14 protein-coding genes and 1 pseudogene are annotated in these 20,897 nt (G+C 64.0%); 6 read left to right on the top strand and 9 right to left on the bottom strand.

All coding sequences use genetic code 11. From position 1 onward, the window contains the following. Positions 1 to 127: 127 nt before the first annotated feature. From ABHF91_RS13190 to ABHF91_RS13180, 3 genes are all read right to left on the bottom strand, one after another. Positions 128 to 1,039: a hypothetical protein gene (locus tag ABHF91_RS13190; protein WP_409420724.1), complete on the bottom strand. Its 912-nt coding sequence runs from the start codon at positions 1,037 to 1,039 to the stop codon at positions 128 to 130. Between the two features lie 136 nt (positions 1,040 to 1,175). Next, a complete protein-coding gene (locus ABHF91_RS13185) occupies positions 1,176 to 2,402 on the bottom strand; it encodes an NRAMP family divalent metal transporter (RefSeq protein ID WP_409420723.1) in 1,227 nt (408 codons plus the stop codon). A gap of 221 nt (positions 2,403 to 2,623) precedes the next feature. Further along, positions 2,624 to 4,288, bottom strand: a complete 1,665-nt coding sequence (locus ABHF91_RS13180; protein ID WP_409420722.1) for a carboxypeptidase-like regulatory domain-containing protein — start codon at positions 4,286 to 4,288, stop codon at positions 2,624 to 2,626. Between the two features lie 429 nt (positions 4,289 to 4,717). Here ABHF91_RS13180 and ABHF91_RS13175 point away from each other — a divergent pair, with 429 nt between their 5' ends. Then, positions 4,718 to 6,721, top strand: coding sequence for a methyl-accepting chemotaxis protein (locus tag ABHF91_RS13175; RefSeq protein WP_409420721.1), 2,004 nt, complete (start codon positions 4,718 to 4,720; stop codon positions 6,719 to 6,721). Positions 6,722 to 6,738: 17 nt separating this feature from the next. Here ABHF91_RS13175 and ABHF91_RS13170 read toward each other — a convergent pair whose 3' ends face one another. Together ABHF91_RS13170 and arfB are read right to left on the bottom strand one after the other, a co-directional pair. Then, positions 6,739 to 8,679, bottom strand: coding sequence for a putative bifunctional diguanylate cyclase/phosphodiesterase (locus tag ABHF91_RS13170; protein WP_409420720.1), 1,941 nt, complete (start codon positions 8,677 to 8,679; stop codon positions 6,739 to 6,741). Between the two features lie 119 nt (positions 8,680 to 8,798). Next, the gene (arfB, locus tag ABHF91_RS13165) at positions 8,799 to 9,215 is read right to left on the bottom strand and encodes an alternative ribosome rescue aminoacyl-tRNA hydrolase ArfB (protein WP_409420719.1); all 417 of its coding nucleotides are present in this window, start codon (positions 9,213 to 9,215) and stop codon (positions 8,799 to 8,801) included. A gap of 123 nt (positions 9,216 to 9,338) precedes the next feature. Here arfB and ABHF91_RS13160 point away from each other — a divergent pair, with 123 nt between their 5' ends. After that, the gene (locus ABHF91_RS13160) at positions 9,339 to 9,698 is read left to right on the top strand and encodes a DnaJ family domain-containing protein (RefSeq protein ID WP_409420718.1); all 360 of its coding nucleotides are present in this window, start codon (positions 9,339 to 9,341) and stop codon (positions 9,696 to 9,698) included. A 21-nt stretch (positions 9,699 to 9,719) separates the two neighbouring features. Here ABHF91_RS13160 and ABHF91_RS13155 read toward each other — a convergent pair whose 3' ends face one another. Then, complete coding sequence (locus tag ABHF91_RS13155) at positions 9,720 to 10,097, bottom strand: hypothetical protein (protein WP_409420717.1); 378 nt, start codon at positions 10,095 to 10,097, stop codon at positions 9,720 to 9,722. A 185-nt stretch (positions 10,098 to 10,282) separates the two neighbouring features. Next, entirely contained in the window at positions 10,283 to 10,525 is a 243-nt protein-coding gene (locus ABHF91_RS13150) for a cysteine-rich CWC family protein (protein WP_409420716.1), read from the bottom strand. 194 nt (positions 10,526 to 10,719) lie between these two features. Between ABHF91_RS13150 and ABHF91_RS13145 the strand changes: the two genes are divergently transcribed. The 4 genes from ABHF91_RS13145 (at position 10,720) to ABHF91_RS13130 (ending at position 17,735) form a co-directional block, all read left to right on the top strand. Next, the gene (locus ABHF91_RS13145; RefSeq protein WP_409420715.1) at positions 10,720 to 11,196 is read left to right on the top strand and encodes a hypothetical protein; all 477 of its coding nucleotides are present in this window, start codon (positions 10,720 to 10,722) and stop codon (positions 11,194 to 11,196) included. A gap of 173 nt (positions 11,197 to 11,369) precedes the next feature. After that, complete coding sequence (locus ABHF91_RS13140; protein ID WP_409420714.1) at positions 11,370 to 12,335, top strand: GGDEF domain-containing protein; 966 nt, start codon at positions 11,370 to 11,372, stop codon at positions 12,333 to 12,335. A 374-nt stretch (positions 12,336 to 12,709) separates the two neighbouring features. Then, positions 12,710 to 16,549 carry a response regulator gene (locus tag ABHF91_RS13135; protein WP_409420713.1) on the top strand — a complete coding sequence of 1,280 codons (3,840 nt, stop codon included), beginning with the start codon at positions 12,710 to 12,712 and terminating at the stop codon, positions 16,547 to 16,549. Between the two features lie 49 nt (positions 16,550 to 16,598). Then, a complete protein-coding gene (locus ABHF91_RS13130; RefSeq protein WP_409420712.1) occupies positions 16,599 to 17,735 on the top strand; it encodes a hypothetical protein in 1,137 nt (378 codons plus the stop codon). On the opposite strand, the pseudogene ABHF91_RS13125 reads toward ABHF91_RS13130, so the two are convergent. Together ABHF91_RS13125 and ABHF91_RS13120 are read right to left on the bottom strand one after the other, a co-directional pair. Next, positions 17,726 to 18,445, bottom strand: a pseudogene (locus tag ABHF91_RS13125) (vancomycin high temperature exclusion protein); the annotation flags it as partial. The gene ABHF91_RS13130 and the pseudogene ABHF91_RS13125 overlap by 10 nt on opposite strands. A gap of 91 nt (positions 18,446 to 18,536) precedes the next feature. Then, complete coding sequence (locus ABHF91_RS13120; RefSeq protein ID WP_409420711.1) at positions 18,537 to 20,861, bottom strand: putative bifunctional diguanylate cyclase/phosphodiesterase; 2,325 nt, start codon at positions 20,859 to 20,861, stop codon at positions 18,537 to 18,539. Positions 20,862 to 20,897 lie beyond the last annotated feature (36 nt).

The following is a 20,897-nucleotide window of genomic DNA, read 5'->3' as shown; positions in this document are numbered from 1 at the left end:
GGCGGTATTCTAGGGGCTCCTTGTGCAAGATCCAGACTAAACAGTCAGTTTTTGGTGAAAAACCGAAAAATTGAAACGTTTTTCTGTGGCAGATCAAGTCGGCGCCATCGGGAGGTCCAGGGGCGACTCAGGGGCGGCTGGCCGGCGCCTGGGGCGCCGGGGCGACGAACTTCATCAAGATGGGATCGAAGCGCGGCTGATCCGGGGCCAGCAGGCCCGGTGGCAGCAAGGGGTTGGTCAAGCGGAACAGCCGGCGCTGGGCCGGTTTGGCGAAGGCCACGCTGGGGCCGAAATATTGTTGCCACAACCGCTGCAGGCTGCCGTCCGCCAGGGCCAGCGCGACCCCGGCCTCCACCCGTTTGAGACCTGCGGCATCCTGGGGATTGGCATAGAAGAAGCGAGGCAAGGGGTAGTAGAGCATCAGGTCGGGCTCCACCGCCAGGCCCGCCAATTGACGATAGGTCTGCCACTCCCCCTCCAGCTCGTTGATGCCTCGGCAGAAGAGATCGAAGCGGCCGCTGGCCACCTGGTGAAACAGCTCCGCGTATTGCTCTACCGTCATCACCTTGAAGCCGTTGTCCTCCAGGATCAGGTTATCGACCCAGCCGGCCCCCTGGCCATGGCTGAACCCCTTGAGTTGCGCCAGGTCATGCACCCTGGCCAGCGCCGGCAGCAGGGCGCGACGGGTGAAGCAGACGCGGTAGCCGATGACATCCAGATCCACGTCCAGCCGGCCGCGCAGCATGCCGGCCTGCTCCAGCCCCGGGATATAGCTCATCTTCAGCATGAAGTTGGGATAGCTGCCTTTCTTCAGCGCCTGCAGGGCCTGCACCGTGTTCATGGCCGGTGCGGGATCCAGGCGATAGTCCCCATAGTCTGCCCGGGTCTTCTCCAGGGCCAGTGCCAGCAGGGCCGTGGTATAGGCGCTGCGCATGTCCTGGGCAGTCTCACCGGGGCGATAGGTGAAGTGGGTGGGGACGGCATGGCACGTCGGCGCCAGGCAAAGTAGCAGCAAGAGCGGCAAGCAGCGGCTGATCACACCGACCTCCGGTGATGGGCTGGAATCATGGGCGGGGCCCAGAGTGCGGCATATTGTGGCATATGCCGGCCTGTGACAAGGGGAGCCAGCGCGCAAAAAAACGGCCCCGCAGGGCCGTGATGTGTCGGCGCCGGGGTTACATGAACCACTTCCACCAGATGAAGAAGCCGAGGAAGCCGAACAGGTAAACCAGGCCCAGATGGGTCAATGCCTGCAGCGCCTTGCTGGGCTTGAGGGCGGCGGGCAGGTCGGAGCCTTGTACCAGCAGGTGGTTGAGCAGGGCGAAGGCCGGGGTGGTCATGAAGGAGAGGGTCATGGCAAAGCCCAGCATGGGCAGCAGGGCCCCCTGGAAGAACAGCAGTATCCCCAGGCTGGCCAGGGTGACGAACAGGATCCACAGGGTCAGGCTGCGGTTGGAGAAGTCCGCCTGTTTGCGCAGCAGGGCCTGGGCCTCCGCCAGGGCGCGGCTGTAGCCGTCGATCACCGTGATGGTGGAGCCGAAGATGCAGCAGAAGGCGATCATGGCGATGAGGTAACGGGACCATTCCCCTATGGTGCTGGCGTACATGTTCACCAGCTGGCGGGAGAAGCCGATGCCACCTTGCTGCACCGACTCGCCGGCGCCGTGCAGCACCAGCACCCCCAGGGCCAGGAACATCAAGGCCAGCACGGCGGTCACCAGGTAGCCCAGATTGAAGTCGAACAGGGCGCTCCTGGGGGTCACCTGCTGTTCGCGGCGCTGCTGGGCCAGCCACAAGGAGGTGATGCAGGAGATTTCGATGGGGGCCGGCATCCAGCCCATGGTCACCACCAAAAAGCCCACCGCCGCCAGCTGCCAGGGGGAGGGGGAGACGAAGTTGACGGGGGCCACAGGCCCCTGTTGCCAGGCGATGCAGGTGGCCAGCACGGTGGCGACCGCCAGGGTGGAGACGATGATCTTGGAGACCTTGTTGAGCATGGCGAAGTGGCCGGCCAGCACGATGAGCAGGCTCAGGGCCAGGACGATGCCGCACAGCACCAGCATGGGCAGCTGCACCGGCAGGAAATAGCCCAGCAGGCTGGCGGAGAACAGGGTCAGGGCGGCGGTGTTCACCACGGCGGAGAAGATGTTCAAGGCGAAGGCCAGACCCAGGTAGCCGCGGCCCATCTGGTAGTAACCGTGTTGCAGGGTGTGGCCGGTGGCCATGGTGTAGCTGATGGCGGCGCGGAAGAAGGGATACTTGAACAGGTTGATGAGCAGTATGAGGCCCGCCAGTGACCAGCCGTACTGGGCGCCGGCCTGGGTGGAGGCCACCAGGTGACTGCCACCGATGGCGGCGGAGGCCATCAGGATGCCGGGGCCCAGGGTGCGTAGCCGTTGCATCAGCGTATCCCAACTGCCGGGTGCTGCCTTGCTGAGTGTGCTTTCCAAACTCGGTTCCCTCATGTGATTGTTCAGGCGGCCCCAGGGTATACCGGACAGGACGCCGGATCCCTGGCGCCAGAAAAAACATCCGGCGCAACGAAAGGCGTCGCGCCGGGTCACTCAGCATACTCCCATCTATTGTCGTTTACATAGCGGTGGATGAGGGCGCACAGACGCGCTTAATAGTCGTATTGGGTGCCATCCACGTACAGGGTGCCGGTCCCCGTGAGGGTGCCATTGTTTGACAGGCTGCTGATGTAGGAGGTGCCGGTGATCTCCCAACTGCTGTTGGCATCCAGGGTGACGCTGATGGTACCGCCATTGTTATCGCTGTTGATGGCGCCGCTGAGGCTGGAGTTGTTCAGCGTCAGGTCAAGTGAGCTGTCACTGTCGCTGATGATGATCTCCCCTTCCAGGGTCTGGTCGGTGGCGGTCAGGGTCACCTGGCCGCCGTTGCTGCCCCAGTCGCTGTTGACGTTGTCGATATAGCTGGAGGCCGTTGACGCCTTGCCGGCCACCAGCAGGAGGTCGGAGGCGTTTTCCAGGGTGGCGCCATCCAGCTCGATGACCGCATCCGTATCGCAGACGAAGAAGAGCGGGCCACCGGAGAAGTTGTTGGTGAGGGTGCCGCCGGTCATGGACAGGCTACCTGTGCCGACAGAGGAGTCGCCGGACATGCTTTGGTAGATGATGGCGCCCCATTTGGCGTTGCCGCTGAGCGAGGTGTTTTCCAGCGTCACCGAGTTGAGGCCTTCGATGGCCAGGGCCTCGGAGCCGGTGGCAATCAGGGTGGAATCGCTGACGTTGAAGGTGCCGGTGCAATAGATGCCAGGGGAGCCGGAACCGCTGGTGGTGGCATAGACATTGGAGGCTGTGATGGTGGGGGCGTTATAGCTTTCGTACCGGTCCGACGCCAGTGCCGCGCAGGAGTCACCCTGGGTGGAGATGGTGGAGTTGCTGATGGTGACGCTGCCGCCATAGGTGGCATCCACGCCGCGGGAATTGCTGTCCCCTGTGGTGACTATGGAGACATAGTCCAGCACCGCGCTGGCATCCTCGCCAAAGGCAAACACCCCGTTGGCCCCGGCGGCATCCGTGGTGATGGTGGTGTTGGTCATGGACAGGGTGGTGGTGTCATTGGTGCCGCTATAGTCGTCGTCTGAGCTGGACGAGGAGACCAGCACCCCGGCGTTGAAGCCGTAGAAACCGCTGTTTTCCAGATCCGAAGTGTCGCCTGTCTTGGTCACCTGGCTGTGGGTGAGGGTCAGATCGCCACCGGATTCGACCTTGACGGCCGGGGTGTTGGCGGTGCTGGAGCTGTAGCTGTAATAGCTGTTCGCCACCCCGGTATCGGCGGAGGAATAGGTGCCGCCGGCGGTCAAGGTCACATCGGTATAATCCGTCTGATCGCCGAGGTCGCTGGTGTCGCTCTCTTCATCCGAAGTGGTGGTGGCCGTGTCGGTAAAGTCCACGTCGGTGGCATCGTCGTCCGCCACAGTGACGCTGGTGCTACTCGGGGAGAAGGTGTAACCGCTCAGGGACGGCGTTAGGGTGTAGCTACCATTTTCAACCGAAAACTCATAGTAACCGCTGCTGTCTGTGGTCGTCGTGGCACTGTCGTCACCGGAGAGGGTGATCAGCACCCCCTCTACCTCGCTGCCCGTCACGGTTCCAGACAGGCTGTAGCTGTAAGTGCTCTCCTCATCGCTGCTGCTACTGTCATCCTCATCACTCAGATTTTTGCCATCGCACCCCGTCAGCCAGAGTGAGGCCAGGGCCAACATGAAAAACAGCCTCTTGCCCGGGCGCCGATTCAGCGCCGACAGTGTGGGGGTATTCGTCATCTTTCACCTCGCCATGGTTGTATGTCCGCGGGACGGGGGCGCCGGCCAGCTGCCCACCAGATTTACGGTAAGTGGCCATCCCGGGAAACCCTGTGGTGTGGTGCTGTGTTAAATAGTTGACTAATCACTCAAAGATATTCGCCATAGCGTTAATGAAATTTCATTAAGTGACATTTTTGGCCCAGGCCTAGCCTTACCTGGGCAGGAGGACATTGGGGCTATTGGCGCACTTTTGGTGCCCTCTTATGGTGCGTAATGCCGTCATGCATGGCGGGCAAGATGGGCTGCACCATCGTGGCTCAGGCTTGGCTCAGGCTTGGCTCAGGGTGGCGGGCGCGGCGGTTAGGCGGGCCCGCTCGCCCTGGCGTGCTTGTTGCTTTAGCTCCACGACCGGGCGTGGACCCGAGACAGTTGCAGTTGGGAGCGGTTATGCAAAAAAGACAGGGCTGGACCATAGCCCGCAAGATTTACGCCGGCGCCGCGCTGGCGTTTCTACTGGCCTTGCTCAGCATCTACCTGGTGGTGGAGCAGAAGGTGAAACCGGCGCTGATCCAGGAGCGTCAGGCCATGATCCAGGCCAGCCAGCAGGACATGCTGGGGCTGCTGGGGGCCAAGCTGGCCCAGATCCAGCAGCTCACCGCCAGCCTGGCCAGCCAGAGCCAGCTGTTGCCCAAGGATGAGGCCCTGTTCAAGCGACTGTTCCCTGTGGTGATCGACAATCACGGTGATGCCACCATCGCCGGCGGTGGCATCTGGCCCGAGCCGGACAGCTTCACCCCCGGGGTGGCGCGGCGCAGCTTCTTCTGGGGCCGGGACAATGGCGAGCTCAAGTACCTGGACGATTACAACGATCCCCAGGGCAGCGGCTATCACAACGAGAGCTGGTATCAGGTGGGGCGGCAGGGGCAGGCGGGGCAGTGCAGCTGGTCAGAGGCTTACACGGATCCCTATTCCAAGACGCCGATGATCACCTGTACCGTGCCCATGCTGTCCCAGGGACGCTTCATGGGGGTCAGCACGGTGGACATGATGCTCGACGGCATCACGGCCCTGTTGCAGCGTTATGGCCAGAGCCAGGGGGGCTATGCCTTCGCCATCGATCAGAGCGGCCAGATCATCAGCTTCCCGGGGGACCTGGCCAAGCCGGCGGCCGACGGCAGCATGGTGCGCTTGGCGCAACTGACCCAGCAACAACCCTGGCTGGTGCCCTTGGCCCAGCAGATCGCGGGGCTCGCCGGCGGGGATCGGTTGCTGGATCTGGCCGACGATGGGGTGCTGCATGAACCCGTGCTGGTCAGCCTGAGCCGCTTGCCCCAGACCGGCTGGACCCTGGGTCTGGTGGTGCCCAAGGCCCACATGACCGCCGTGGCCCGTCAGATGGGCCTGTTCCTGTTGCTGACCGTGGGGGCCACCCTGGCGGTGATGCTGGTGCTGGGCCTGCTGTTCTTCCGCGGCATCCTGGATACCCTGGCGCGTACCACCAGCCAGATCCGGGCCCTGGCCAGCGGTAGCGCCGATCTCAACGAACGGCTCACCATACTGCGGCAAGACGAGGTCGGCGAGTTGCGCCAGGCGGTGAACGACTATGCCGACCGCCTCAAGCAGCTGCTGCAGCGGGTACAGGAGGCGGCCAACGCCTTGCTGGGCGAGGCCTCGGAGCTTAACCGCTTCAGCACCGGCTTCATGCAGAAGGCCCAGGAGTTGCGGGACGAGAACACCATGCTGGCCACGGGGGCGCACGAGATGGGGGCCACGGCCCAGGAGGTGGCGCGCCATGCCCACGACACCCAGACCACGGTGAGCCAGCTGCACGAAGAGGTGAAACACAGTGGCCACGAGATGAGTGACGTCATCATCACCATGCAGCGGCTGGCGGGGGTGATCCACCAGGCCCAGCAATCCATCGTCCAGCTGGAGCAGGATAGCGGCCAGGTCAGTGGCATGCTGGAGGTGATCCGCGGCATCGCCGACCAGACCAACCTGCTGGCCCTGAATGCGGCCATCGAGGCGGCGCGGGCCGGGGAGTCCGGCCGCGGCTTCGCCGTGGTGGCGGACGAGGTGCGCAGTCTGGCGGCCAAGAGCCAGCAGTCGGCGGTGGAGATAGAGCAGGTGATCGCCCGGTTGCAGGCCACCTCCCGGCAATCGGTCAGCGCCATGAGCCAGGGGCAAGTGGAGACCGACAAGGCGGTGAGCGGTGCCCAGCAGACCCACGAGCACCTGCAGGCGGTGGTGGAGGCCTTCGGCCAGATCACCGAGCGGGCCACCCAGATCGCCGTGGCGGCGGAGGAGCAGGAGCGGGTCACCCAGGAGATGAGCCTGCAGCTGAGCAACCTCAACCAGTTGACCGACGGCAACGCCGACAACTCGGCCAAGCTCAATCGCATGAGCGACACCCTGGCGGAGGTGGCCGGCCAGCTGACCCGGCTCAGCTAAGCACGGCTTAAGCCGGCTCAGTCCAGCGGCGTGATCACCGGCTCGGCCGCCGGCCGGGCCAGGTATTCCAGCAGACTGTGTTCCCCCAGGGGCTGGGCATAGTAGAAGCCCTGCAGGTAATGTACCCCCAGGGCCTTGAGGGCCTGGGCCTGGGTGCTGCTCTCCACCCCTTCGGCCACCACCAGGTGGCCGAAGCTGTCGGCCATCTGCATCACCGCCTTGATGATCACCCTGCCGCTGCTCTCCATGTTGCCGACGAAGGAGCGGTCGATCTTCACCAGATCCACCGCCAGATCTTGCATCATGGAGAGGGAGGAGTAACCGGTGCCGAAGTCATCGATGCAGATCCGCAGGCCCAGGTCATGCAGCTGGCGTAACTTCTGCGGCAGCAGCTCGGGATCCGAGGCCAGCAGGGATTCGGTGATCTCCAGGTGCAGCCGGGCGGGGGGCAGTCCGCTGTCCGCCAGTATCTGGGTCAGCAGGTCGACAAACGCCACATCCTCCATCTGCACCACGGAGACATTGACGCACAAGGCGAGATCCGACGGCAGGTGGTGCTGGGCAAAGTGGCAGGCCTGCTGCAGCACCCAGTGCCCCAGGCCCCGGATCTGGCCACTCTGTTCCGCCAGGGGGATGAACACATCCGGGGTGATCTCCTCGCCATCCAGCTGCCAGCGTAACAGGGCCTCCACCCCCATGACCCGCTCGCTGCTGGCCGTCACCAGCGGCTGGTAGCTGAGCAAGAGTTCCCGCCTGGCCACCGCCTCCTCCAACCGGCTGCGCAGCTTGTGTTCCCGGCGGATCTGCTCGGCCAGCACGTCGTTGAACAGCCCCAGCTGCCCCGGTGCCTGGCGCTTCTGCTCATACATGGCCATGTCGGCCAGCTGGATCAGCCCCTGGGCGGTGACCCCGTGGTCGGGGAACAGGGCCGTGCCGACGGTGGCACCCAACGTGAGGCTGTGGCCCTGGGCGGCGATGGGCTCGTTGAGCCGGGCAATCAGGCGGGCGACGAACTGCTTGAGGGCTGGCAACGAGGTGTAGGGGAGGGCCAGGATGAATTCGTCGCCTCCCCAGCGGCCAATCTGGACACTGTCGGTCTGCTCTCGCAGCCGCTTGGCCACCTCCTGCAGCGCCAGATCCCCCAGATCGTGGCCTAGGGTGTCGTTGATCTTCTTGAAGCCGTCCAGATCGACAAACAGCACCGCCAGGGCGGTCTGCCGCACGTTATGCCACTGCAGCAGGGCGCGCAGGCTCTCCAAAAAGGCGCCGCGGTTGAGCAGCCCGGTCAAGGGATCACGATTGGACAGCAGGTAAATTTCCCGAGTGCGATTGGCCACCTTCTCCTCCAATTCCACCAGCAGCCGCTCGTGCTGATGCTTGAGGGCGATGGCGTCGCGGGTGAAGTCGGCGGACTGCTTGGCGGTGTACAGCAAGATGCCGCAGAAGAACAGCCCCAGGCCCCCCAGCAGGTGTTCATGGGGTAGGGCGGAGCCCAGCAGCAGCAGGGAGTAGGGGCACAACAGAATAAAGCAGTATGCCAGGGAGAGCCCGCAGTGACCGGAGAGCACATTTGCCCCGCCGCCGGCCATGGCGGCCACCACTATGATGCTGCTGGTCAACTGGGGCAGGCTGGCCCCTTGGTAGTAATAGAGGCAGAAGAAGCTCCACATCAGCGCCGTGAGCAGCAGGCCGATGGCAAAATGGCGGATGGCGCAGGGGGCACAGCTTGGTTCCTGCTGCAGGCGGCGTTTCCAGTAATGGCTGATCAGCAGACGCAGGGCCATGAGCCCGAACATCAGATACCACCACTGCGCCTTGCTCAGGGGGACACTCTGGGGGGGAAACCCGAAGGCCAGTACCCAGGAGGCCAGGCTGGAGATGAACAACCCCGGATAACTATTGGCATAGAGTAGCTGCGCGATATCCCGTTGACGCAGCGCAGAATAGTCCTGGTCCATGGCGGGTGTCCACTTGGCGAAAGAGAGGGTCAGCTGGCGCTTTGGCCTACGCTGTCATACTTGCCACCAGGTGTAAACGGTTAATTTTTGAACCGCTTTTTCTTTGCCCGCCGCCCCGGTTAACCCCGCTCCACCTTACCCCGCAAGGCCTTGGTTTCGCCACGGCGGGTCTTGCTGGCCAGGCGCCGCTGCTGGGAGGCGCGGGTCGGCCGGGTGGCCCGGCGGGCCTTCTGCACCTTGGCCACGCTCTGAATGAGGGACTGCAGGCGGGTGAGGGCCTCCAGCCGGTTCTGCTCCTGCAGGCGATGGGTCTGGGCCTTGATGATGATGATGCCATCGCTGCTGATGCGCTGATCCGACAGGGCCAGCAGCCGCTCCTTGTAAAAGTCCGGCAGGGAGGAGGCGCGGATGTCGAAGCGCAGGTGGATGGCACTGGCCACCTTGTTGACGTTCTGCCCGCCGGCCCCTTGGGCGCGGATGGCGGTCAGTTGGATGTCGCTGTCAGGCAGCTGGACACTGTGGGAGATAGGTAGCATGGACGCAGGGTAGCAGCATGTGGCGGGCGGGTACAGGTCGCACGTGCCGCCGGCGCTTGGCGCTGGAGGGGGCCAGGGGTAAGCTCGAGGCTGGTGCGCCACACCGCGCAAGAGGAGACCTGCATGAGTCAGTTGATCGATCAGATGGCCGAGCGGCAGATCCAGGCCGCCCTGGAGCAGGGCCAGCTGGACCGGCTGCCGGGGCAGGGACAGCCCCTGCAGCTGGAGGACGATAGCCGGGTGCCCGAGGCCCTGCGCCTGGGCTATCGCTTGTTAAAAAATGCCGGTTATCTGCCGCCGGAGCTGGAACAGCGTCAGGAGGCCCTGGCCCTGTGCGATCTGCTGGCCCGCTGCCACGGGCCGGACGAGGAAGCCACCGACCTGCTGCGAAAACTGCGCCAGCTGGAGTTGAAGCTGCGCATCAAGGGCATGGACACCCGCTTTATCCACCGCTATCTGCAGTCGGCTCAGATGAAGCGCTGAGCCAGCGTTGAATCACCTGGGTTAGCCACCCTGGATCTGATGGATCCTGAGGTAGAGGAACAACAGGCCGACGAGCACCACGCCGAGAACGAACCGGTTAGAGAGATATTGGTAGCCATGGGCGTTTGCCTGTTTTGCGGCTGGACGCTGAGCTGACGGGGTATCCTGGGGGGCGGCCGAAGACTCTTCTTCATCCGGTATCCGCCGTCCAAGGGCTCTCCACAACCACCATGCCAGGCGATCCCCGCCCAGGGCATAGCCCAGCAACAGGCCTAACAACAGACGGTAGCGACCGGGGGCAACATAGTCCAAGTCCCAGGTGTGGTAGGCAAGCCAGAGGCCGAATATCCCCACCATCAGGCGGAAGATCTGGGTGGGGATCTTGTCTTTTTCTCTCATGGTGAGCGGTTTCATCCTTGTCGCTGAACTTGTGCCGTCCTGGTGCCGGCCGTCACGTTTCTATCCCTTGCCGACGTCAACTGTGGCGGGCGGCGATTCTCCTCGATTGGATTTCATCTGGTGCATGGTCGCATCACAGTTGGCCCAGCCGATTGCCGCTGGTGTACTTGCGGCAGGCCGCTGGGCTATGGCGCCTGCTCGGCATTCATCTGTGCCTGGAACTGCGAGGCGCAGGACTTGCAGACACAGGCCTTGCCCCGATAGGCCGTGGGAATGCGCGCCAGCAGGGCGGCCGGAAAGCGGATGGCGGGGTCATTGCACCAGCAGGATTGGCTGACATCCGCCGTCCCCAGGTTGACGCAACCATTGGCCTGTCCACACAGGGGGCAACGCAGGGGATCTGGGGTGATGGCCGTGATGTGCAGCATGGGGGACTCTCTTGGTGGACGATGGAATGCGGGTGGCGAACGGACTGTGGCCGCCGGCGCCTCTCGGCACCTATCCTGGGGCAGGGACGGCATGAATTCAACCCGCCGGCATGGGGCTGCGCCTGATGAATTTTAGTTTTGGCCCTCGCTGGTCGCTTGCCTGGCGTATCTAGTCCAACGAGCCGGTGTCGCCTGTGAGTCGTCTGTTGTTGTTGCCTGTTTGTGGCAGCGGGGAGCGTATCTGTTGTGGCGGCGCGGCATGGCTTGCCGTCCGTCCGGCGCTGGGGCCATGGCTCGGCAGGGGATGGCTGCTGTGTGTCCTGCTGCAGCCAGGCCTGGCGTTGGCCACCAAGCAGCAGGAGGCCCCCTGCCAGCAGGACTTTGTGGCCTGGATGCTGGCCCAGCAGCAGCAATTTTCCGATCGGTCATCGAGCCCGCAGCTGCGTCGTCAAGCGGAGCGCAACATAGACACCATACGGCAGTCCCTGGCGCAGGGGGATGACTTCTGCCACGCCATGGCACTGACCCGGCAGTTGCCCAAGGAAACCGATGGGGCGCCCCGGGAGGGCGAGATCCACTCCTTTGCCAACTCCCCGGGCAGCAGCCAAAAGCCGCTGAGTGGCCAGCTGATGCGGACGCAGAATCTGTTGGACTGGTTTTCCTCTCACTAGGTGGGTCACATCTGTGGTCTGCCAGGCGGTGAGGCCTGCTGGCCAGGAGCTGACGCGCCGTTTTTGCGGGAACGCTTTCAACTTGTAACGCAATAGTTGAAAAAAGCGTCAAGTTTGTAAAAATAGCCACCCCGCAACGAACGACCGCAGAACAGGTGGCACAGATGAATGGCATGCCGACATGGGGCAGACCCGAGGCGGACAGCCCCACGGCCCAGCTGGAGCAAGAGCTGGCCCGGGTACGGGCCGAGCTGGTCAATCTGCGCCAGGAAAACCGCCGGCTGCTGGAGAAGCTCAATGCTGCCCTGGATGGCACTGGCATCTGCCTGTGGCAGGGCCTGGTGCAAAGTGGTGAGCTGACGGTGTTCAACCTGCAGAATTTCCAGCAGGGGCAGATGGTGGCGCATTTTGATCTCTGGCAGGCCAAGCTGCATCCGGATGACAAGGCCCTGGCCCTGGAGCGCTACTTCGGGCATCTGAACGGTCAGTATGGCTCCTATGAGGCCCGTTACCGGACCCTGGGGTCCCAGGGCGAGATCACCTGGTTGTGGGACCGGGGGCGCGTGGTGGAATGGGATGCCCAGGGGCGGCCTTATCGCATCATGGGCTCCCATATCGACATCACGGCGCAGATGGCCCAGCAGGCCTTGCTGGAAGAGCAAGCCCAGCTGGATCACCTCACCGGCCTGTACAATCGGCATACCTTCACCCGCCTGACCCGCCAGCGTTTGGCTCAGGGGGGACCCGGGGCCCTGCTGTTTATCGATCTCGACGATTTCAAGGCCATCAACGACCGCTTCGGCCATCGCTGTGGCGACGGTGTGCTCAGTCAGGTGGGGCAGTGGCTCTGTTGCCGCTTACCGACCGGCGCCCTGTATGGCCGCTATGGTGGGGATGAGTTTGTCGCCTATGTGCCGGGCTTCACGGCCGCGCAGGTCGAAGAGCTGATGGCGCGTCTGCTGGCCGAGCGTCCCCAGTATGTCGTAGAGGTGGGGGATTGCCGGCCGGTGGGCATGAGCCTGGGGGGCTGCTGCTGGCAACAGGCTCCAGGATTTGAACAGGCACTGGAAACGGCGGATCGGGCCATGTACCAGGCCAAGCAGCGCGGCAAACGGGGCTTCTGGCTGGCTTGCCTGTAAGGCAACGCACTGCCGTCCCGCAGCCTCCCCCGGTTTGGTGACCAGGTGCGGGTCAATCAGGGGTTGTCCGCGCCGCCCGACGGAAACCGCGCGGCCTGGCTGCTCGTTCCGCCCCCAGTGCCGGCCGGCGGCGCCATTAACCCCCCATTCCTTTCTCATCCTGGCGAGTTTCTTGCTAAAGATCCCTCAGTTCCGTCGCCATGACGGCACCGGGGGGGAACGTCGTGCCTTACGATTTTTGCGGATGAGATCAAGGCTTGCCAAGCTGCTGTCATCTGCCTGTGGTAGAACCAGCTTAATCACGGCATTATCGTCAAGAAAAAATCATAAAAACAAAAACCGGCTGGATGCCTGTAAAGTTAGGGACAGTTGCAATGCCCTCATCGTTAACGCTGAAGACCTATCATCCACTGCCCTTGGCAGACGTGTTAAAAGGCCGCCACCCGGCGCTTCTGCTGGGGCTCTGGCTGGTCAGCCTGCTGGCCAGTGTGGGGCTGGGGCTGGCCTGTGTGGTGCAAAACTGGTCCGGGTTGCCCATGCGGTTAGGGGGCGCCGAGCTGTATCTCACCCTCTACCCCCCCTTGATCATCAACACCCTCTGGTTGTTCTGGTTCGGCTTCTGGTGGGCCGCCATTCCCACCTATCTGGCGACCCTGGTGCTGGCTCTGTTTGCCGGCATGCCGGTCTGGTGGGCGCTGGCGTTCGCCTGCTCGGATCTCATCGGTTTCACTGTGCAGCTGATGGTGTTTCGCGCCAGCCAGGTGCCCTATCATCTGCGCAGCGTGCAGTCCCTGTTGCTGTTTATCCTAGCCGCCTTCCTGGGCGCCGTGTTCAGCTCCATCGGCGCCTTTATCTGGGTCTATGCCAACCACCTGCCACCGGCCCAGTTCTTTGCCATCTGGCAGGGCTGGTGGCTGGGGGCCTTCTTGCAAAACCTGCTGCTGGTGGCGCCCTTGCTCTGGTTAGGCTCTGGGTGGGCCATGGACTGGCGGAGTGCCTACTATCCTTGCCCTGCGCGGCCGACCCCGGAGCGCCGGCAGGTGCTGATCAGTTTGGCCACCATGGCCGGCGGCGTTTATCTCTTCCTCTACTTCTCTTACGCCTTAAGTCGCAGCGCCATCATTCCCACCACGCCGCCCATCGATCCCGTCTGGTCTTACGCCCTGCAACAGATGTCCGAGTCTGTGCTGGTGGTCTATTGTGCCCTGGGGCTGCTGCTGCTGGCGCTCACTGTCATCGCCTATCAGTTTTTCGGCTACTGGACCTCCCATCTGGAGCTGGCGGCCGAGGAGGCGCGGCAGGCCAATGCGGCCAAGTCGCAGTTTCTGGCCCGCATGAGCCATGAGATCCGCACCCCCCTCAACGCCATCATAGGCCTCACCCGCCTGGCCCTGCGCACCATACTCACCCGCACCCAGCGGGACTACCTGGATAAGGTGCGCCTCTCCGGCGAGCTGTTGCTGGGGGTGGTGAACGATCTGCTGGATTACTCCAAGATCGAAGCCGGGGAGATGTCGCTGGACAGCGCCCCCTTCGAATTGCAGGAGGTGCTGCAACGGGTCAGCGCCATCATGGCGGCCCGGGCGGACGAGAAGCAGCTGGAGTTGCTGTTCGATGTGGAGCCCGGCCTGCCCACCACCCTGTATGGTGACGGTTTTCGCCTGGGGCAGGTGATGATCAACCTGCTAAACAATGCCATCAAGTTCAGCGATAGCGGCGAGGTGGTGCTGAGCGTCCACGCTCTGCTCCGTCAGCCGGATGCCATCACCCTGCGCTTCGAGGTGCGGGACAAGGGCATCGGCATCAGTCAGGAGGCGCTGCCCCGTCTGTTCCTGCCGTTCAGCCAGTTGAATGAGGGCATGGATCGCCGCCACGGTGGCACCGGGCTGGGGCTGTCCATCTGTAAATACCTGGTGGAGAGGATGGGGGGCAACATCGGCGTCTCCAGCCAGCCGGGCCAGGGCAGCTGCTTCTATTTCGAGCTGCCGTTTCGCACCGACGAGGCCAGCGAGCCGGCACCGCCCTTGCTGCCCCAGCTGCGGGGCAGACGGGTGCTGCTGGTGCAGGATGGGGTCTTGGGCCCGCGCCTGATGCAGGCCATGTTGCAACGTCTGGGACTGGTGGTGGAGCACCTGGCCGAGCCTGAGGAGGTGTTGCCCAGGCTGCTGGATGGCGAACGGCCAGCCTTCGATCTGCTGCTGCTGGCGGAGCAGGTCAAGGGCACCCCGGGTCAGGACCTGTTGCGCCAGATCCGGCTCAGCCGTCCCGGAGCCTGGTTGTCGGTGGTGATGCTGGTGTCCATCTCCGGGCGGGAGAGCCTGCTCAAAGAGGCCGAAAGCCTGGCCATCCGTCACTTCCTGCTCAAGCCGGTGAACCTCTCCGTGCTGCTGGATGTGTTGCAGGAGGCCTTGTGTGACATGCGGGCGGTGCGGGGCGACGCCCCGGCGATACCCAGCTGGCAGGGATTGCAGGGCCGGCGCATCCTGGTGGTGGATGATAATGCCATCAACCGTCAGATCGTCGAAGAGCTGCTGCAGGGTGATGGGGCCACCTTGCTCAGCGCCTGCGGTGGCGAGGAGGCCCTGGCCCTGCTGGCCGAGCAATCGGTGGATCTGGTGTTGATGGACGTGCAGATGCCGGGGATGGATGGCTTCACCGCCACCCGGCTGTTGCGCCAGCGGGGCTGTGCTACCCCCATCATCGCCATGACGGCCCATGCCCTGGCGGAGGATAGGCTGAGCTGCCTGGACGCGGGCATGAACGATCACCTGGCCAAGCCGTTTGAACCGGAACAGCTCAATGCCCTGCTGCAGCGCTGGCTGCCCCCGGTCGCACCCGGAAACCCCATCGAGGTGCCGATGGCCGCCGATGAGGCGGTCGGCCTGGCGTGGTTCGAGCAGGCCGAGGTGCTGGCGGCCCTGCGGGGTGTCGGGCTGGATCCCCAGTTGGGCCTGCGGCGGGTCGGTCAACGTCGTCCCCTCTATCGGCGGGTGTTGGAACGCTTTGTTCAGGAGGAGGCCAGCCTGGCGGAGCAGCTGCGCTTCTTGGCGCAGCAGCAGAAGCGTGAGGCCCTGCAGCAGCGTCTGCATAACCTCAAGTCCCTGGCGGGCTATCTGGGGGCCGAGGCGCTGCAGAGCCGTAGCGCCGAGCTGGAAGGCCGGCTGCGCGGCGGACAGCTGCTCGATGGCGAGATGGGGGTGCAGCTGGAGCTGCTCGCCCGCCAACTGGAGAAGGTGATGGGGGTGCTGCGCCGTCATTGTCCCCTGGTTGCCGAACCGGCGGCGGTGACCGCCATCCCAGCCCGGCAGGCTGCCCGCCTGCTGATCGTGGACGACGAGGCGGTCCACCGGGAGGTGCTGGCGGATCTGCTGGCGAGCGAAGGGGAACTGCTGATGGCCAGTGACGGTGGGCGGGCCATGGAGCTGGCCCAGACCCAGCAACCGGATCTCATTCTGCTGGACATGATGATGCCCGACATGAGTGGGGCCGAGCTGCTCAAACAGCTCAAGGAGCACCCCCTGACCCGGGCCATTCCGGTCATCATCATCTCTGGGCTGGATGCCATCGAGGACGAGGAGCAGGGCTTGGCCCTGGGGGCCTGCGACTACATCATCAAGCCCTTCCATCCCAACATCGCCTGTGCCCGGGTACGCAATGCCCTGCGCATGGCCCAGCAGCGGACCCTGCTGGAGCAGCTGGCCCACGTGGACAGCCTGACGCAGTTGTCCAATCGGCGCCGTGGAGAGACGGTGCTGGAGGAGGAGTGGTTGCGTTGTGCCCGGCAGCAGCAGCCGCTGTCGGTGGCGGTGGTGGACATAGACCACTTCAAGCGGATCAACGATCGGTTTGGCCATGCCCGGGGGGACGAGGTGTTGCGGCGGGTGGCGGATCAGATGCGCCAGTTGTTGCATCGCCCCGGTGATCTGGTGGCGCGTTACGGTGGTGAGGAGTTTGTGCTGGTGATGCCCCAGACCGAGGTGGAGGGGGCGCGGCAATTGGCGGAGACCCTGCGTAACCTGGTGGCCCAGGGGCAGGATCTCTCGCCCGACGGCCCGAGGGTGTCGGTGACCGTGAGCATAGGTGGTGCCACCTGGATTCCTGATGCCAGCCAGAGCCATGTTAGTCTGCTGGAGGAGGCGGATCGCATGTTGTATCAGGCCAAGCGTGCAGGACGGGATCAAGTTGCTTGGAGTGAGGCGCAACTTGTGGTGTAGTGGGGATTCGTTTGTTTCCCGCATCATGGTGACAGGGAGTCAATGTTTGATGAACAAGATGAAGGGAATCCTCTGCCTGGTGGGCCTGTTCTCATCGGGCTGTATCTGGTCTTCCTCCAATGAGCTGGTGTTGGGTCCCATTCCCGGCGTCAGCCAGCTCTATTCCTATCCCAACAACTGCAACGAGATCTGCTTCGAGGCCATGAGCCTGGAGCAGACGGTGGCCCACTATCTGGATCAGAGCCTGCAACGGGATGGCTATGCCGGCCAGGTGCAGGTTCGTCTGGAGGATGGCCTGGTGAAGGTGCGGTTCCCCGATGCGGTGCCGGCGGACTACGGTGCCCGGGTGATGGCCTTCCTGGAGGAGGGGCAGGCCGGTCTGGCGGCAGCGCATCAACTCAACGACCAGCACCTGTGGGCCTACAACTGGCGCTTCTTCCTGCCCCATGGCATGGCGCTGGAAAACCATCGCTCGGTGGAGCTGTTGCACTTCCCGCCCGATGATTCACTGATGCAGGCCCAGGATTACCTCAAGTCCAAGACTACGGATCGCTGGGCAGCCCTGCTGACCCTTAACGGGGTGCCGCCGGAACAGACCTCGGCCTACCAGACCATAGTCGATCTGGCCCCGGTGGCCGCGCCGGCCAACGCCGGCAGCAAACTCTCCCCCACCTACACCGCCTTCACCCCCTATGTGAAGGGCATGATCCACCAGTGGAGCCAGACCAAACAGTCTGCCCAGAGCTATCCCATGGTGGCCTTTGGCCAGCCGGTGCGTCAGTGGCTGGCCCAGGCCTATGGACAGCAATTCCAGTATGCCGGTGCTGCCACGGGCAAGGCTTTCGCCACCCTGGATCTGGGGGCCTTGGATGTGGGGGGGCGCAGCGTGGCGGTACTGGGGGCCAATCATCCCAGCCAGATCTGGTATGCCGCCGATCCGGACGAGTACGGGGGTGACAGCGTCAAGGCCGACAAGATCGGCATCCAGGTGATGGGGCAGGATCTGGTGGCCGCCTGCTGGCAGGCGGGCATGGGGGACAATCCGGCCATGGATCCGGCCGGTGAGCTGCAGCAGTGCCAGCAACGCTGGCCCAGCGGCTCGGCGGCAGTCTGCGAGCAGTTCTACCAGAGCATACGGCGGCTCAACCCCAGCGAGGCGGCGGAGCGCTGTCAGTCCGCCTCTTGAGGCGCCTCGGCCTGCGCCATCCCGGGTAGCGCCAGGGTAGGCGAGCCGGCACTGACCGGCTCGCCTATGGTGATGGCTTCACCCAGGAACTTGGGTTCCTTCTCCAGCACATACACGTCCAACAGGCACTTGAAGCGGGCCAGCACCTCCCGCAGACGGGTGCGCAGATCCAGCATGGTAGCCACGTCCTTGGCGTTGTAACCGATGACCTCCAGCCCGTGGTGGCGGGCCAGGTAGATGGCCCGCTCGTTGTGAAATGGCTGGGAGACCACGGTGAAGCGCTGCTGACCGAATACCTCGGCCGCCCGCACCACCGAATCCAGGGTGCGAAAGCCGGCATAGTCGCTATAGATGAAGCGGGCGGGGATCCCCTCCTTGAGCAGGGCCCGGCGCATCTCCCTGGGCTCGTTGTAGCGCAGGGTGGCGTTGTCACCCGATACCAGAAAATAGGTCACCTTGCCCTGGCGATAGAGTTCGCCGGCAGCGTGGATCCGATTGGCGAAATAGGGATTGGGTTTGCCGGGGGCCAGATAACGGGCCGTCCCCAGGATCAGGGCCACCTTGTTGTAGGGGATCTGCGTCACGTCGTCATAGGTGTAGCGATGGCTGAGCCCCACCTGGTAGTAGGAAAAGGCCAGCAATGTGACCAGGGCCAGCAATAGGCTCCCCAGGCCCCAGCGTAACGGACGGCTGAGCAGACAGGACAGCAGACGGGGGGGACACTTGAACAAGGGCGGCTACGCTTGGGTGACTGACGGAGGTCTAGTGTAACATGCCTCGGCGGCGGGCCAAGTGTCACCGTTAAATGTCGGACTCATCTGAGATACGAAAGGCGCTGGTCAGCCAGGCTTGCAGACGGGGTAGCGGCAGGGGGGGCGAGAAGAGATAGCCCTGCATCAGGTGCGCCCCCAGTTCCAGCAACCGATGGCGTTGGGCCTGGGTCTCCACCCCCTCAACGATCACCGCCATGTTGAGGGTCTGGCCCAGGGAGAGAATGGCGCGGACGATGCGCTCATCCCCCTGCTCCAGCCGCGCCAGAAAGCAGCGATCCATCTTCAAGGTGGTGACCGGCATCTCCTGCAGCCGCTGCAAGGAGGAGTAGCCGGTGCCGAAGTCGTCCAGGTGAATGGCGAAGCCAGCGGCCACCAGGCGCTCCAGCTGCCGCTTGACCTTGATGTGATCATTGGCAAACAGGCTCTCGGTCAGCTCCATGTGGATGGCCTCCCGGGGCAGGCCGGCGGCGTCACACTGGTGGCTCAACACCGTCACCAGATCCTCCTGCAGCAGTTGCAGCACCGACAGGTTGATGTTGAGGGCCAGGTTGGGCCGCTGGCGGCGCAGGGCGGGCAGGGCGGCGATGGCTTGTCCGGCGATCCACATGCCCAGCTCACCAATCAGGCCGGCTTCCTCGGCGATGGGGATAAACTCCGTCGGCGGACAATACCCTTCGGCCCGGGGCCAGCGCGCCAGGGCCTCCACCATCAGGGTTTCCCCGCTGCGGGCATCCAGGATCGGCTGGTACCAGACCTCCAGCTCCTCCTCCTTCAAGGCCAGGCGCAAGGCCTGCTCGATGCGCAGGCGATGGCTGATGGCCTGGTGCAGGCTGGGATCGAAGGTGTGGCAGCTGCCCTTGCGCTGCCGCTTGGCCTGGTACATGGCGAGATCCGCATTGCGGATCAGCTCCTCGGCATGCAGCTCGCTCTGCTGATAGGCGATACCGATGGAGCCGCTGATGCGCAGGGGCGCCGTGCCCAGGCTGATGGGCAGGCTGATCTGCTGTTGCAGGCGCTGGGCCAGCTGTTCGGCGCGTCCGCCCCCTTCGGGCAGCAGGCAGAGGAAGGCAAACTCATCGCCCCCCAGGCGCACCAGCACGTCCGAGGTCCGCGCCACTCCCCGCAGCCGTTGGGCCACTATGATGAGCAGGGCGTCGCCCTGATGGTGGCCCAGGCTGTCGTTGATCAGCTTGAAACCGTCGAGATCCAGCATCAGCAGGGCCACCTGCAGTTCGGGGTGGCGGAGCAGCAGGCCGGCATAGCGCTGCAACACCTCGGTGAAGTACTTGCGGTTGCCCAGGCCCGTCAGGGGATCCCGCCGGGCCTCGTCGTACAGATCCCGGTGGGCATGGTGGATCTGGCTCACCAGGTCGTTGAGGGAGATGGCGAGATCATCCAGCTCGTCATGGCCCTGCACCGGCCAGCGGGGCAGGGGGGCGCTGCGCTCGGTGATGCGTCGGCGGGCCAGGCGCGAGAACAGGCTCAGGCGCCGCATCACCAGGCGGTCAAACAGGATGGCGGACATGCCGCAGGCCACCAGGGACAGCAGGATGGAGTTGCCGATCAGCAGCTGCTGCCAGAGGCTCAACTGATCCGACAGCTGGGGCGGTTGTTCCAGCCGCACATCGATCTGCTCAGGGTTGTAATTGTCCGTCAGCGCCTGGTGACTGAATAGCCAGCCATCCGGCGTCTTGGCGGCTTGGTTGACCGGGGTGAACTGGATGGGCAGCTTGAGCAGCTGTTGCAAGGCTTCCTGGCGGGTCGGATCCAGACGCTGGCCCATCACCAGCCAGCCTCGGGCCACTTGCTGGCTCTGGCTGTCCAGTATGGGGTGGATGGCAAACAGCAGGGGGAGATCCTGTTCCCAGCCGGTGAGCCGGCCGCCTTGCCGGGGGCTGAGGTCAAAGTAGCGGGCCAGCAGGGCTTGAACCTGTTGCCACAGCGGGTTGGTGGCCGTCAGGGGCTGGAGTGGGGCCTCCTCTCCCTGATAGTCGAGGCCCTGCAGCAGGTGCTGCTGGGCGTCCAGAAACAGCACATAGTCCACCGACAGATTGGTCAGGTAAGCCGGCTGATAGTTGGCCTCCAGGTACCCAGGATCGGCCGAGGCCATAAATTCCCAGGTGTCGTCCCAGACCGCATAGTCCACCACATGGCTCAGCAGGTTACGCCGTTCGGTTTCCAGCAGCAGCACGGCCCGTTCCAGATCCGCCTCTATGTTGTGGCGTTCGTACTGCTGGGCGCTTTGCCGCAGCAGATGGCTGCTGCTCCAGTAGCTCAAGGCCGCGGCCAAGGCCACCAGCAGCAGCAGGTACAGCAGGCTTCGACTTCGTAGACTTTGCGGGGCCAGGCTCATGGTCTGCTCCGTACCTTGATGGGCAACGCCCGCACC

The organism is Pseudaeromonas aegiceratis, from assembly GCF_046254905.1.
GTDB classification, from domain to species: Bacteria; Pseudomonadota; Gammaproteobacteria; order Enterobacterales; family Aeromonadaceae; genus Pseudaeromonas; species Pseudaeromonas aegiceratis.
This window is presented reverse-complemented; position numbering and strand designations above follow the sequence as displayed.